The sequence below is a fragment of the Winogradskyella sp. ECml5-4 genome (assembly GCF_036903175.1).
Lineage (GTDB): Bacteria > Bacteroidota > Bacteroidia > Flavobacteriales > Flavobacteriaceae > Winogradskyella > Winogradskyella damuponensis.
Genome location: NZ_JAYJLF010000010.1, coordinates 69046 through 83240 on the forward strand (window position 1 = coordinate 69046; position 14195 = coordinate 83240).

The following is a 14195-nucleotide window of genomic DNA, read 5'->3' on the forward strand; positions in this document are numbered from 1 at the left end:
CAGGTATAGCACCATTAGGCGTTTTATAATGTGTAAACTACTACATTTAAAGGATTATAAGATTTTAAAGCCGATTACAATACTTACGGTATTGTATTCGGCTTTTATGTTTTTTAAATATGCAGCGTCGTTAATATTGGTCTATGCAACACCACAAAGCCCTTTACTTCCAAAGCAGTTAAATGCTTATGCATCCTTTCCGTTATATTTTATAGTCGCATTTTTTGGTGTTTTAAGTTTCTTTAGTATGCGAAGTTTATGGACTAAACAGTATAATGTTAAACGTGTTTATGCTCTGTTTGGAATTGTATTTTTGTTTTGCATTTTTCAGTGGCATATTTACCAATGCATTATGCGTTTTAATCCTTATGGCTAATTAATCAAAGCATTAATTTTTATCCAAAGCTCATTATCAAAATTAGAAAGCGCAAAATTATTATCGTCAGCAGATTGGCCCATTCGTATGATGACTAATTTTTTACTAGGAACCACATAGATTTTCTGATCATTTTTACCCAACGCAGCATACATGTCATCTGGTGCATCAGGAATAAGTGTTCCAGAGAATTCAACTTGAGTTTGAGGTAAATGATACGAAGATTTACCATTTAACCACCACAAATAACCATAAGCCAAATTAACCTCCTGAGAAGTGTTGGTGGCAGCAGATAAATAATTGTCGTTTACAATTTGTTCATCTTCCCATTTGCCCTTGGCATAAGTTAATAAGCCAAATCTAGCCATGCTTCTGGTATCGCTTAGGTAAACACTTAAGCCACTTAAGTCTATCCAATTTCCAGTCATTCCTATTTTGTCTCTAAGATGTGTATTAAAGTAGTTGTCCCAAGTTGTATTGCTAGACTCAGCTACAACATCTTGTAATTTTACATACACATTATGGTAAGCCCAACGCGTACCAGCATCTGCCATATACTGTAAATTCACAGGCGAAACATCATCACCTAAAGTATCGTCTAAACCAGAGGTCATGGATAATAAATTTTTACAAGTAATTAGGTTTTCTTTTTCTAATGGAGCGCTTGTCCAACCAGTACCAAGATAATCTGAAACTTTATTATTGATATCTAATAAACCTTCATCTTGAGCAATTCCAGTAACTGCAGTAGTCAATGTCTTTCCTGCACTTGCCCAATACCATGGAGTAGAACTGGTATGGTTATTAAAATAATGTTCTTCAACTATTTTGCCGTTATGAAGAATCATAAAACTTTTAGAGTTTTTTTCCTCTAGGAAGTCTAATAATGGTTGAAGCTGATCTTCATTCCAATTTAATTCTGAAATTGATTTAGTTTCCCAGGTATCGGAATTTAAAGGAGGGAAATAGATCTCATCGGTTGGAGAGCCTTGGTTCTCTGAAGAAGTATCATCACTTGAACAAGAAATAAATAGAAATATAACTATAAAAATGGATGTAAATTGAAAAGATTTCATCGTAAGTTTTTATTTAAGACCTATAAATATACTAAAGGTTTAATTTACATTGTATCTTTGCAAACTGATTTATTTAAACATGCGTACAAAAACTCTTAAGAAAAACAGAATCAACGTAGTAACACTAGGCTGTAGTAAAAATGTTTACGATAGCGAAGTGTTAATGGGACAGCTAAAAGCTAGCGGAAAGGACGTTGTCCATGAGCAAGAAGGCAACGTTGTAGTGATTAACACTTGTGGTTTTATTAATAATGCCAAGGAAGAAAGTGTGAACACCATTTTGGAATACATGCAGAAAAAGGAAGATGGAGAAGTTGATAAAGTCTTTGTAACAGGTTGCTTAAGTGAGCGTTATAAGCCAGACTTAGAAAAAGAAATTCCAAATGTAGATCAGTATTTTGGTACTACAGAATTACCTGGCTTGTTAAAAGCTTTAGGAGCCGATTATAAGCATGAGTTAATTGGAGAGCGTTTAACAACAACACCAAAAAATTACGCTTATCTTAAAATAGCAGAAGGTTGTGATAGGCCTTGTAGTTTTTGTGCAATTCCTATCATGCGCGGAAAACACAAAAGTACTCCAATTGAAAATTTAGTTACTGAAGCTGAGAAATTGGCTGCTACAGGAGTTAAAGAATTAATTTTAATTGCTCAAGATTTAACCTATTACGGTTTAGATATTTACAAAAAACGAAATCTTGCTGAGTTACTAGAACACTTAGTTAAGGTTGAAGGTATCGAGTGGATACGATTACATTATGCATTTCCAACAGGATTTCCGATGGATGTGTTAGACATCATGAAGCGTGAACCTAAAATTTGTAATTATTTAGATATTCCGTTACAACATATTTCTGATGATTTATTAAAATCGATGCGTCGTGGTACAACTAAAGAAAAGACCACTAAATTGATTCATGAATTTAGAGCTATAGTTCCTGAAATGACCATCAGAACAACATTAATTGTTGGTTATCCTGGTGAAACAGAAGCACATTTTGAAGAACTTAAACAATGGGTTTCTGAAATGCGTTTTGAGCGTTTAGGTTGCTTTACATATTCTCACGAAGAAAATACACATGCTTATAACTTAGAAGATGACGTACCTGAAGAGGTGAAAATTCAGCGTGCCAATGAGATCATGGAAATTCAGTCTCAGATTTCTTGGGAATTGAATCAAGCCAAAATAGGACAAGAGTTTAAAGTGGTTATTGACCGTAAAGAAGGTAACTATTTTGTTGGTAGGACTGAATTTGATTCGCCAGATGTAGATAACGAAGTTTTAATTGATGCCTCTAAGGTTTATTTAAAAACCGGAGAATTTGCAACCATTAAAGTAACTGAAGCAGAAGATTTTGATTTGTATGGCGAAGTCTTAGTGTCTTAAAACAATTTGAAATAGCTAAAGCTTTTTACAGTTGTACTATTCGGCTTTTATATAGGCTTCTTTCATCCATTCAATTAATTCGTCGTTAATGTCGTCAATAGATGTTATTTGAACACGATGTGTGCACATGGTGCCAAAAGGTCCGGAATTGCCTAATCGGTCTGTAGTTGGTTTTTCAGGAAGCTTTAATCCTAAATCAATTCGTGTTTTTGTAGCAGGTTTTATTAAGACAAATTGACGTTTTCTAATAATGCTAACACTGGTTTTTTTAGGTGTGATGGTCACATCTGTTCCAAAGGTTTTAACGCTAGCAAGTATCTTTTCATAAATAGGAAATAAACTCTCCTTGCCTTTATATTGGTTGCTCACCAAATCCTCAGACGTATTGTTTTCTTCTTTAGAAAGGGTAACAATGGTATTGGCAAAACCATGGGTGACACCATGTTCTTTTTTTAGAAAATTGACTCCTTCAGAATGTTTAGCAAATGCTTTTTTACTTAAAATAGATTTCCATTGTTCTAAGGATTTGCCTGTTTTCTCAGGCATATTATGAATCATGGTTTGTAAAGCTTTTTCCATTTTGTTTGGTATTTCTGTTAAACAAGTGACAATTTGTGATGTTTTGTGTCATATAATTGAATACAAACCCGTAGTAATATGACAAGCTCAGTAAAACACAATAGAATGCAAATTGGTTTATTATTGTTTTATACGCTTGTTAGTGCTATTATTTGGTATTTTGTTTTTTAAATGCTGCCTTTCGTTTTTTAAGGCTTTATTTTAATTGATTTCATTTATCTGTATTCTGGATTTTCAAAATTCCAACGTGTACCATCATCCCAATCCTTACGAGAATTACCGTAAGCAGGATACCCATTATTCTCCTTTAAAAGTTTAGCCAAATGCATTAAATTATAAGTCATAAAGGTGGTATTTCTATTGGTAAAATCGTTGTTTTTAGCATCTGCTTCTTTATCGAGATAACTAGGACCAGGTCCAACTTCGCCAATCCAACCGCAATCTGCTTGTGGTGGAATAGAATAACCAATATGTTGCAAGGCATAAAGCATACCCATGGCACAATGTTTTACGCCATCTTCGTTGCCTGTTATAATAGCACCTCCAACTTTTCCGTAGAATAGATATTGCCCTTTGTCATTTTGTTGGCCACTCATGGCATAAAAACGTTCAATTAATTTGGTGGCTTCCGAGGATTTTTCACCCAACCAAATTGGTGTGCCAATAACGCAGATATCTGCTTCAAAAATACGCTCAAAGAGTGTTGGCCATTCGTCGGTTTGCCAGCCGTATTCCGTCATGTCAGGATATACTCCTGATGCCACATCATGGTCTATAAAACGAATGGTATCTACACTAACACCTTCCTTTTTCATAATGTCTATGGAGCGATCCATTAAGCCTTGTGTATGACTCACTCTTGGTGACTTCTTAAGTGTACAGTTAATGAAAACGGCTTTTAAATTTGAAAAATCTGGCTTTGACATGTGTTTCGTTTTTTAGTTATCCTTAAAAGATAATAAAAAATTATTAGACATGCTGGTCGATTAAAATAGCATTGCCATCAGGATCTAAAACCACAAAGCTTGCAGGTCCAGAAGTGGTTTCATCGGCTTCGTGTTCTAGTGTGATGTTTTTACTTTTTAGATGTTTCTGAATGGTACGCACATCATCAAATTTTTCAAGTGTATTGGCGTGTTGGTCCCAACCAGGATTAAAGGTAAGTATATTGTTTTTAAACATGCCTTGAAACAAACCCACTAAGGATTCTCCATTTTTCATAATGAGATAGTTCTGTTCTATACTTCCAGCAAATACTGAAAATCCTAAAGTGTCGTAAAATGTTTGTGAGGCTTTTATATCCTTTACCGCAAGACTTATTGAAAATGCGCCTAGTTTCATAATTTAGAGTTTAAGTGAGTACTTAAAGGTAATGAAAGTTTTAATTATGGCGTTTGGTAGATGTGTTTTAATACTAGTTCTCATGACCGAGTACACACAGCACCAGCAATTAGTTATGCAAACCTTAAGGTTATAAGCCTGTATTATTAATCTAGATATTAGTATTGTACCTTACGTAGTGTATTTTGTGATGCTATAAGCTTGTTTTAAGCACCTTATAAGCATGCTATAACCACGCTATAACCTGTATTGTGAAATTTTGTATATTGCTGTATTATAGGTGTTTAGATTAAAATTTGATATTATGACACAACAGACCGAAATTACCCCTTTAGTAGGAAGGTTGTATGGTATTAATTTTTAGGATTTGAATGGTCAGCCGACGGCACAAAAAGTGGGTGATGGGTTTACTAGAAAGGAATAAAAACTAAGGCAAGTATGGAACGTGTACGTGAAAAAGCCAATGGGTATGGGTATTGCTTAGCGGTGAATAAAGTGTTTAGGTTTGCTTATTCGTTTATCGTCTACTGTGTATGGCGAAGTGAGGCGCGTCTCACGGGCAGCCATAATTGTCCCTCATTCACAATACGCGCTGATGTGTGTAGTTTCGTTTGGAGTTATCGTAGACTCGACTTAATATAGCATAAAATTTGAGGAATTGTAATTAACACTGGATGATGGTATGGAATTAGTAGAAGGGAATCGTTTTCAAAACGCGATTCTACGTACCGAAGGCAATTTCATACCACCGGTCTCGGCTATGAGTAGTTGCGTGGTTTAGTACTTAACTTTGCAAGTACACACCAAACTGAAAATCCGCGAGGATTTTCAGAAGTAGGCGAGACCAAGCAATTACTTATAGCCATTGTTGGCTGTAGTTTTTATTTGTTTCTAAAATTATTAAAACTTTCAATTTTCTTTTTTTCAATGAATTCAAATAATTTTTTTCTTATTTCATTTTCAGTTCTTGAATTCCGATACTCTTTATTTAATAATAAATCAATTGAGATTTGTAATTCGGCATTTTCTTGATTACTTTTAATATACTCAGGAAATGAAAGGTTTAAATTAGCAATACCTTCCATTCCACGATAGTTTATTTTGTATTTAAATTTAATTGAGCCAAAAATTAATTTTGGATAGTAGATTTCATTTGTAAGTAATAAGTGATTTTGTAGTCCTTTACCATTTAATTTTAGATTATCTATCTCCTTTAAAAAAGTTCTAACATCTTGTGGACTTTCAATATCTGGGTCGAGAAATAAGTCAATATCTGTTATGGATTTAAACTCTAAATAAAGACAGAACTCAGCGGTAAATGAATATAAAAATTTTATTCTATTACTATTTGAAAAATCATTGAATTTAATTCTTATGAAATCTTGTTTGTTTTCAATTACAGAGTTTTGACTTAATAACTTTTTGACGTTATTTATAATAATATTATTTACTTCAAAAGTCTCTTTAGATGTTGAGTTTTGTTGAATGGTAACCTGTATTGTGTCATTCTGTAATTTTTTTAAAATTACAGAACCTTCGTGATATGTTTTATTGTTGCTCCAGTCATTTAGTAAATTTTCTCTTTCAATTTTATAATCTATTACAGCTGTGTTTTCGTTTTCAAAATAGAAACTTGGATTACCAATAACTTTATAGTTTGGTTTATAAGTATGTTTTTCAATAATTGATTGATTTAAATCTAAAGCATCAGAAAATATTTCAGATACATTGAAATCTGAACTACAATTAATTGAAGCAGTTCTGTATTTTATACTATCTTCTTTAGTTTTTTGAGTTGAATATAAAGTTTCAAAATCATTAGGGCTGATTATGCTTTTCATTAATAAAGGAACAGAATTATTCTTTTCTGAATGACCTAAATAAACTCCTTTTTCTCTTAATAACAAATTGATATTTGACTGTGAAATATTTGATTTAACTAATAGTTGTCTAATATTATCTCCTTGTGGTAAAAATTCTTTATTCATAATTAAATGTTTCTATAGTCAGCAGGAAATTTATTTACTATTAAATTTTTGTCAAGTTTATATTTTTGGAAACTTACTAAAACATCTTTAATTTCTTTATCATTTAAAAGACTGTCAAAATTTTTATAGTTCACTATAGTTTTTTCTATAGAGTTCAAATGGTCAAATGTTTTCGCAAATGACAAGATTTGAGAAAAATTTTCTGGGGAAAAATCATCATTAACATATATAATTAAAAAAACACTGTTGTTTTGTTCAACTCGAATAGGAATTATATCTGAATAGAAATAATTTACTGGAAAAATCTTTCCGTATGTGAATGATTGTAAAGAACTGTAGTTTAAGCTTGAATTATGATAAACATATGAAACGTTATCTCTATTGTAAATTTCTTTAGCACGGAATATACTTTGATATAAGAAGTTCACTTTACTGTTGTCGAGCAAAATGATTTTGTCAAATATTAGTGAGCTATCAATCGCTATATTATTTACTTTAGAGTTTAGGTCAAAATTAATGTCATCTTCATTAGAAAGCCAAACTAAGATACCTGTTAGTTGAGTTTTGTCAACCGAACTAAATTTTTGGTTTATTGAATTGTTTAATTTAGAATTTTTAAAACATTCTATAGTAAAAGCCAAATCTTTTATATGAGACTTAAATAATGATTTTGGGTTTTGAGGATATTTTGTCGTGTACTTAGAAGAAATGATTACTGTGTCTAATAATCCATCTTCTAAAGGACTTTCAACATAGACTAACCCATCTATACCGTGAGTAGTTTTGTTTTTTTTAGCTGTCTTTTCTTTATGTTTCTCGCCTCTTACACAATCTATTGAAGAGTTTTCTACTAGAGAATTAAATTCTAAAATTTCCTCAAATATAAATTTGACAATTTTCTCTCCTTTTTCTCCAATGGATTTTGACCATTCTCCCATAGTTATATTTTTTAATCTTAGTTTTCAGTTAAATTACAGCCAACTTGTTCTATCATAACTTTTATCACTCATATCCCACTAATTAGGTAGGTATTAGCAAGTGTTTTAAATATTTAAAGTCATGAGCTACGAAGTTAATTCTATTTTTTCAAAAACCTATACGTAAAGTTACGTACAGCTGCGCTTTATCAAAAACCAAGTTAAAGCCTTCTATTCTAAATAACTTACGGTAAACCGTAATAGTCAATTCATAATAACCAAAACCCTATACAGATCAAACTTGCTATTGATGAGGTTAGGTGTTTAATTACAGGACGTCCTTTTTATATTTTATGGCCTTTAAGCTTGAGGTCGGTTCATCTAGAAAATAGCTATGTAGGAATTACACCAACGATTCGAGAATCTGGAAGCAGTGTACGAGGGCGAAGTAGAATAAGCAAAGTAGGCAATAAGAAATTAAGAGATCTTGTGTTTTTAGTAGCCTTTTCGGCCTATAAATATAACCGAGGCTGCAAAGCCTTATATGATAGAATTGTAGCTAAAGGAAAGCGTGCAAAATTAGCTTAAAGTTGCTTGTTTTTTAACTCAGTTCTTTGTTGTAATGCGTTAATATTTTATTTCGATTTTAATTGCAGGTTCGGAAAGTTCTTTTTCGGGTAAATATATTTTAAAGTGACTTTTTATCCATTTTCTATTTACATCTTTACTAGAACTCCTTATGTAAGATGTAATATTTTTATCCGATTTAATTCTCTTTCTTTTTACAGCTCCAGCTGCAATAGGTTTACCAAAAACACTATAACCAATGTACAAGTATTTGAAATCTTTAATCTTAATGTTTAATTTTTTTAAATCAATACTAACCCAACCTTTATTACCTCTTTCGGTATTTACTACTAATTCCTTTTCTAATAGATTTATCACATTTTCATTTGGATTGGTATTTGACTGAAACAAGTAAAATTTAATATCTAAATTTTTATTAGTATGCTTTTTATTATATAAATCACGAAATTTTTCAAAAATATATAAGTTAATTGATTCGATAGAAACACCAAAATGATTGCTGACGTCAATTTCAATTATTTTATCAGTTCTAGAAGCATTACCAATTTTAAAAATATTTCTATTCTTAGAAATAACTCCCAACTCTTTTCTTATAAATTTTTTATTAATAATAACTTCATCTAAAGGAATTTCTTTTTTTAAAAATATGGAGTCTTTTAGTATTAAATCTGTAATGTTAATTTTTTTCGAATAAAAGCTATCAAATGTTATAAATACAGAATCTATCTCTTTTATTAAGGATTGTTTAAAATTATAATTGTTACTATTTGTGCTTTTATATATTGTGAGACTATCTTTAATAAAAAAGTTTAATTGAAAATTGGTAACAGGTTTTTTTTGTTCATCTATGAAAGTGATAGTTCTATTTTGTGAATATAAATTTAATGTAAATAAAATAAAATAAAGTATAACTAAGTTCTTCATATTTTAAAAAACTATAGCACCTCTTTAAAGGTGTTATAGAAATCTTTTTATTAATTAAAAATATCATCATATTGATCCCAGATCTCAGAGTCTGAACAAGGAACGTCTGCTTCACCATTACTCCAACCGATGAAAACTCTTCTCTTTCTAAATGTAATTGTTTTAACAACAACTCCATTCCCATTTAGATGGCAAGGTCCTTCACTGATAGTTTCATTACACCAGAAACAACCCATTCTTGCATTAGTGTCAGAGCCAATGTTTGAAACACTTGGATTATCTAAATAAAACATTAAATCTATAAACTGGTCAAGTGTAAAATGCTCTTGTATAGATTGGTCTAAAGTTGAAATTGTTTCTTCATCATAACTACCATTAATAATAGCGACTCTCGCAAACTCTTTAACATCGTTTAAGATTTGTATTTGTGTGTCGTTATAATGCATTACGGTTTTGTGTATGATTAGTGGCGTGTTTAAGCACCTAATTTAGCAAATAAAAACTGAATAGAAAATCCGTGAGGATTTTCGTAAGTAGGTGATAACCTGCTATTAATTATAAACGTTGTTGCCACCAGTTATTTTATCAGTTTAATTATATTCGGATATAAATTCTCTGTTTTTCCTTTACTCGTTTTAATCGCAAAAGTTATTGGTAATATTATGTTTAAAACATAAAGTCCGATAAAAATATAAAAAAGAATAGGATAATAACCATAATGCATAATTTTCGAAAATGCGAATCCAGTTATACTTAAAAATGTTATAATCGACCATAGAATTTGATAATTCAAAAGGTTTGCTCCGATTTCTTTTAGTCCGACAACTTTATCTTTTTTATTCATCCATAAAATCAGAGGAACAATTATGTTTCCAACAGGAATTGCTAAAAAGACTATTACAGAAAGATGAAAAATTGTTAGATAGCTTTTATCAGGTTGTTTACCATAGTCTAAAATATCTTCTGCACTTATGTCAAGAACTTCACAAATTAAATTCAGGGTTTTTCCACGAGGTTCACTTTCGTTATTTTCAATCCGTTGAATTGTCCTTAAATTTACTTTTGCAGATTCAGCTAATTCCTCTTGAGAAAGCCCTTTTGTCTTTCTTATTTCTCTAATTTTTTTTCCGATTCCATTCATAGTTATTTGTGTTTTATTGTTTCTACAAAACTACTTATGAATCTATCATTTTGATAACGGTTTATTTGCGACATTTTTACGACATTCTTGTCAATCTGTTGATTTTGTTGAGTTATTTTTAATTGGTGGCAACGTGTTTCTTTAGTTTGTAATAAATATCTTTATATAGAAAAAGAGGAGAACTATAACGTGTTTTAGATTAGTGATCCCTTACGTGTTTGTATATGGTTTGTTGCGTGGTTTAGTACGTAATTTAGCAAATAAAAACCAGATAGAAAATCCGCGAGGATTTTCGTAAGTAGGCTAGAACTAGCAATAAATTACATACGGTGTTAGCACAAGTATTTTATAATTCATAACTCCATTTATTTGTCTTTAAATCATAAGAAACCCAAATATGTCTTAAATAGGGAACATTAATACCTGTCTTCTTATATTTTTTTACTTCCCATTTTTTAACTTGACTAATTAATTCAATCGCATCTTTTTCAAATTCTGTAATAGGTTTTCTATTAGCATCTTCAATTCCTGTTGTTAAATTAAAGATAGAATCTTTCTTTCTTATTAATTCTCTTTGTCTTGTTATTGAAATTAAATTACCATTTGAATCAATCAAAACATTTAAAAGAGTAATGGGTTTTTTGTATTCCTTTATTTTTCCATTTTCGAGAATAGAGTTTATGTCAGTTACATTTATACAGTAGTTAAACTCACTTTCATATTCAAAAATGTAATTTTCAATTTTGAATGAATTGCCATTATCTAACATTTTTTGTTCTCTCAGACCAATTGGTCTATTGTTAATAATTTTTGAGTTAGAACACATTCCACTAAAAGTTAAATTACCTTTATATTTATAGGCATAAACTAACCATTTTTGATTTTTTTTAGCGCTCCAATCGCAAGAAGTCCATTGTCCAGTATATTCTTCTTCTGCTGTTACATCAAATTCTAGTGTTTTGGGAAAATCTCCGTTTTTATAATGTTTAGAAATGTCAAAGGTAACTTTATAAGTCAAGCTATCTTTAGCGTAAATTTTTGAAATAATTTCCCCCTCAAAAACATATTCTGATGAATAAAATTCTAATATAGGATTATAAACAACGCAATCACAAGCAAAAGTAAGTGTTGAAATTAGAATTGATAATATTGTCAGAATTCGTTTTTTCATATTTGTGCTAATGTCTCGCGCATATAAAAGCGTTCTGAGGTTCTATATCCAACATTAAACGAAAGTAGTTTTTTTGAGATTTAAAGTCAAGTGACTCAGTCTTAATTATCTAGTTTTTTATCTTCAATTGTTAATAAACTAAAACAAGAGTTTATTACAACTCATAAGCGTTATTGTTCACAAAGAACACAGCGTTCACTAAAAACAATTTTCCATTTTCCCAGAAGCTTCTAAAAAGCGTGTTGTCTACCATGTAAATAAAACTACCGCTTCCCATGGGTTCTTCGCCAAATACTAAGGTTTGGTCTAATGCTTTTAAAGCTTGTTGGCCTGCAAAACCAGAAAACACTTTGGTGTCATTTAAGTATGCCACATTATAGCCGTTTTCTAATATATTGTATGCAGAGCTTCCTAATTTAAGCGTGAAATACTGATCGCTGTAACCAAATGCCATAGGATGCGTCGCATCTACTTTGGTATTAAAAATGGCTCCTGTAATAAGGTGGTTGCTATACTCGCGTTCGCGATCGGCATAAGCCGTTAGGTTTTCTTTTTGGTCATCAGCTTCAGGTGTTTTAAAATTGAGACTAAAGCCTTCTTTACCAGCAAAACTTCGCAGTGCACCATCAATAGCAATTACTTTTCCGCCAGATTTTACCCAATCTTTTAGTTTAGTTAAGTTGTTTTCGGTGAACACTTTGCCGTAATAGCCATTTGGCAGGATTAATACATTGTATTTGTTTAAATTGGTTTTGCTAAAATCATCCGTATTTATAGAGGTTAACGGATAGTGTAATTGTTGCTCAAAGAAATGCCATAGTTCACCATAGCTTAAAGACGATGTGCCTTCACCAGAAAGAATAGCCACCTTTTGTTTGTTTACTAATTTAATATCTGGTGAGCCCATATCTGGAGTGCTTTGTGAAAATCCAGAATTAATTGCTGTTAAAGGTTGTGCATGCTCTTGTGCAATGGCATTTAATTTTGAAACCATTTTTTCAATATGCTTATTGTCGCCTTTGGTGATGATGAGTGACCCACGTTCAAATTTGGTATTATTAGAAGTGAATGGTTTTTCGGTAAACCTTACTTTAAAATCTTGCTTTAATAGTTCGGCTAAAAACTGAGCATCTTCCATAGAATTCCATTTGCTTACATAGCCATAAGCATCGTTTAAGTTTTGAAGTGCTTTTTTGCTTAAAAGTATTCTGCTCTGTACTTGAGAGGTGCTTGCAATAGCATCTAATCCATAGGCATAAGGCAGTGACCAAGCCGTAATATCGTAAGTTAAAGAATCTGAAAGTTTGGTGTTTGGTTCAAATAATACCTTTACCATTTTACCTTTTGGTTGATTGCTATGCACCACTACCGCATTTGCATCTACATTAAAACTACCTTGTTTTCCTGTGGCATAATGGTAACCAGAAACCTTAGTGTTTGTGGCATTTTCGAAAGCAATATGATGTTTATTTAAAAGCGTTTTTAGGCTATTCAATTTATCTTCATTGCCTTTTAAGACGTAGCTTTTGTATTTTAAGTTGGTATTATTAAAGAATTTACCAAACTCAGTATTTAATTGTTTTGCATTTTTTGATGCCATTTCAACTGTAGAAAGTCCTGTGGTTGTATGGTGTGTTAAGCGTTCTACTAATGTTAACACATGGCCTTCGTCATTCAATATACCTAAACCAGCCATACCGTGACCACCTTGCTCATAAGTCATTCCCATGGCTCCCATAAACGTTGGGTAGGTGTCTCCATAGCTTGGATATAATAAATCGAAACGTTCTCTGGTAAAGAATAGCCAACCTTCTTTGTCAAAATACTTAGCATGATTTTGTCCTATTTGTGTTTGAAAGTCGCGTTGCCAATCGGTAATAATTTCATGAAGTGGTTCTGCTGCAGGTGCAAAATAGTAAGGCTCGTTAATGCCTTGCTCATGAAAATCGACATGCACATGAGGCATCCATTTGTTATAAACCTCTAAACGTTGTTGTGTTTCTACTTGTGTTGCCCAAACCCAATCTCTATTTAAATCAAAGAGGTAATGATTTGGTCGTCCTGCTGGCCAAGGTTCGTTGTGTTCGCTAGCTTGTTTGTCAACATCGTATGGTTCGCTTTTGGTTCTGTTGTACCAATTTACGTAACGATCGCGACCATCAGGATTGACGCTTGGGTCAATAATTACAACCGTGTTTTTAAGTAATTCTTGTTGCTCAGTTAATAATTTATATAAGGTAAGCATAGACGCTTCAGAACTCGATGCTTCGTTGCCATGCACATTATAACTTAACCAAACAATGGCAATATCTGTTGCCGTTGGTTCGCCTTCTAATAAACCTGCATTTTTTAAATTGTTTTCTCTAATAGTTTCGAGTTGCTTCATATTAGCTTCACTCGTTACAAAAGCCACATACAAATCTCTACGCTCGTTGGTTTTTCCGTAGTTTTCTAATTTTACTTGATGAGGAGCTGCTTTTTCAACGGCTTTAAAATAATCAATAACCTGATGATTTCTGCTAAATTGTGTGCCAATATCATAACCTAAAAAGTCTGTTGGAGATGGAATGGTTTGCGCTGAAGCTAAGGTTAGGCCGCCAAAAACGACCAAAAGAACTAAGATGAATTTTTGCATTTAATTTAAAATTAAGGTTGTAAGCTAGTAAAGATAGTTAGTGCAACTGAATTAACTAAAAATTAGCAGATA

Annotated in this window: 13 protein-coding genes and 1 pseudogene; 3 read left to right on the plus strand and 11 right to left on the minus strand. The window is 31.8% G+C overall.

The features are described from left to right. The first annotated feature begins 28 nt into the window (after positions 1 to 28). Positions 29 to 376: a hypothetical protein gene (locus tag VDP25_RS11850; RefSeq protein WP_334470004.1), complete on the plus strand. Its 348-nt coding sequence runs from the start codon at positions 29 to 31 to the stop codon at positions 374 to 376. On the opposite strand, the gene VDP25_RS11855 is transcribed toward VDP25_RS11850, so the two are convergent. Further along, positions 373 to 1452, minus strand: coding sequence for a serine hydrolase domain-containing protein (locus VDP25_RS11855; RefSeq protein ID WP_334470006.1), 1080 nt, complete (start codon positions 1450 to 1452; stop codon positions 373 to 375). The two genes, VDP25_RS11850 and VDP25_RS11855, sit on opposite strands and share 4 nt — an antisense overlap. Positions 1453 to 1531: 79 nt before the next feature. Between VDP25_RS11855 and rimO the strand changes: the two genes are divergently transcribed. Then, positions 1532 to 2839 (plus strand): 30S ribosomal protein S12 methylthiotransferase RimO, encoded by a 1308-nt coding sequence (rimO, locus tag VDP25_RS11860; protein WP_334470008.1) that lies wholly within the window; start codon positions 1532 to 1534, stop codon positions 2837 to 2839. Positions 2840 to 2875: 36 nt separating this feature from the next. On the opposite strand, the gene VDP25_RS11865 is transcribed toward rimO, so the two are convergent. From VDP25_RS11865 to gapS4a, 5 genes are all read right to left on the minus strand, one after another. After that, a complete protein-coding gene (locus VDP25_RS11865) occupies positions 2876 to 3418 on the minus strand; it encodes a DUF4287 domain-containing protein (RefSeq protein WP_334470010.1) in 543 nt (180 codons plus the stop codon). Between the two features lie 215 nt (positions 3419 to 3633). Continuing rightward, positions 3634 to 4344, minus strand: a complete 711-nt coding sequence (locus VDP25_RS11870; RefSeq protein ID WP_334470012.1) for a flavodoxin family protein — start codon at positions 4342 to 4344, stop codon at positions 3634 to 3636. Between the two features lie 43 nt (positions 4345 to 4387). Continuing rightward, positions 4388 to 4759: a VOC family protein gene (locus VDP25_RS11875; protein WP_334470013.1), complete on the minus strand. Its 372-nt coding sequence runs from the start codon at positions 4757 to 4759 to the stop codon at positions 4388 to 4390. An 881-nt stretch (positions 4760 to 5640) separates the two neighbouring features. After that, entirely contained in the window at positions 5641 to 6747 is a 1107-nt protein-coding gene (gene gapS4b / locus VDP25_RS11880) for a GapS4b family protein (protein WP_334470015.1), read from the minus strand. Between the two features lie 2 nt (positions 6748 to 6749). After that, the gene (gene gapS4a, locus VDP25_RS11885) at positions 6750 to 7685 is read right to left on the minus strand and encodes a GapS4a family protein (protein WP_334470017.1); all 936 of its coding nucleotides are present in this window, start codon (positions 7683 to 7685) and stop codon (positions 6750 to 6752) included. A 369-nt stretch (positions 7686 to 8054) separates the two neighbouring features. Here gapS4a and VDP25_RS11890 point away from each other — a divergent pair. Further along, positions 8055 to 8249 (plus strand): annotated as a pseudogene (locus tag VDP25_RS11890) (transposase); the annotation flags it as partial. A 42-nt stretch (positions 8250 to 8291) separates the two neighbouring features. Here VDP25_RS11890 and VDP25_RS11895 read toward each other — a convergent pair. The 5 genes from VDP25_RS11895 to VDP25_RS11915 form a co-directional block, all read right to left on the minus strand. Next, positions 8292 to 9176, minus strand: coding sequence for a hypothetical protein (locus tag VDP25_RS11895; RefSeq protein WP_334470019.1), 885 nt, complete (start codon positions 9174 to 9176; stop codon positions 8292 to 8294). Between the two features lie 50 nt (positions 9177 to 9226). Beyond that, positions 9227 to 9622: a hypothetical protein gene (locus VDP25_RS11900; protein WP_334470021.1), complete on the minus strand. Its 396-nt coding sequence runs from the start codon at positions 9620 to 9622 to the stop codon at positions 9227 to 9229. Positions 9623 to 9753: 131 nt separating this feature from the next. Further along, on the minus strand, positions 9754 to 10317 hold the full coding sequence (locus tag VDP25_RS11905) for a helix-turn-helix domain-containing protein (protein ID WP_334470023.1): 564 nt from the start codon (positions 10315 to 10317) through the stop codon (positions 9754 to 9756). A 346-nt stretch (positions 10318 to 10663) separates the two neighbouring features. Further along, on the minus strand, positions 10664 to 11488 hold the full coding sequence (locus tag VDP25_RS11910; RefSeq protein ID WP_334470025.1) for a hypothetical protein: 825 nt from the start codon (positions 11486 to 11488) through the stop codon (positions 10664 to 10666). A gap of 154 nt (positions 11489 to 11642) precedes the next feature. Then, the gene (locus VDP25_RS11915; protein ID WP_334470026.1) at positions 11643 to 14123 is read right to left on the minus strand and encodes a M14 metallopeptidase family protein; all 2481 of its coding nucleotides are present in this window, start codon (positions 14121 to 14123) and stop codon (positions 11643 to 11645) included. Between the last annotated feature and the right edge of the window lie 72 nt (positions 14124 to 14195).

Bases quoted from the DNA above. Each gene is read 5' to 3' on its own strand.
- VDP25_RS11855 (WP_334470006.1), bottom strand. From the start codon at position 1,452: ATGAAATCTTTTCAATTTACATCCATTTTTATAGTTATATTTCTATTT.
- VDP25_RS11900 (WP_334470021.1), bottom strand. From the start codon at position 9,622: ATGCATTATAACGACACACAAATACAAATCTTAAACGATGTTAAAGAG.
- VDP25_RS11905 (WP_334470023.1), bottom strand. From the start codon at position 10,317: ATGAATGGAATCGGAAAAAAAATTAGAGAAATAAGAAAGACAAAAGGG.
- VDP25_RS11875 (WP_334470013.1), bottom strand. From the start codon at position 4,759: ATGAAACTAGGCGCATTTTCAATAAGTCTTGCGGTAAAGGATATAAAA.
- gapS4b (WP_334470015.1), bottom strand. From the start codon at position 6,747: ATGAATAAAGAATTTTTACCACAAGGAGATAATATTAGACAACTATTA.
- VDP25_RS11895 (WP_334470019.1), bottom strand. From the start codon at position 9,176: ATGAAGAACTTAGTTATACTTTATTTTATTTTATTTACATTAAATTTA.
- VDP25_RS11850 (WP_334470004.1), top strand. From the start codon at position 29: ATGTGTAAACTACTACATTTAAAGGATTATAAGATTTTAAAGCCGATT.
- VDP25_RS11915 (WP_334470026.1), bottom strand. From the start codon at position 14,123: ATGCAAAAATTCATCTTAGTTCTTTTGGTCGTTTTTGGCGGCCTAACC.
- VDP25_RS11910 (WP_334470025.1), bottom strand. From the start codon at position 11,488: ATGAAAAAACGAATTCTGACAATATTATCAATTCTAATTTCAACACTT.
- rimO (WP_334470008.1), top strand. From the start codon at position 1,532: ATGCGTACAAAAACTCTTAAGAAAAACAGAATCAACGTAGTAACACTA.
- VDP25_RS11865 (WP_334470010.1), bottom strand. From the start codon at position 3,418: ATGGAAAAAGCTTTACAAACCATGATTCATAATATGCCTGAGAAAACA.
- gapS4a (WP_334470017.1), bottom strand. From the start codon at position 7,685: ATGGGAGAATGGTCAAAATCCATTGGAGAAAAAGGAGAGAAAATTGTC.
- VDP25_RS11870 (WP_334470012.1), bottom strand. From the start codon at position 4,344: ATGTCAAAGCCAGATTTTTCAAATTTAAAAGCCGTTTTCATTAACTGT.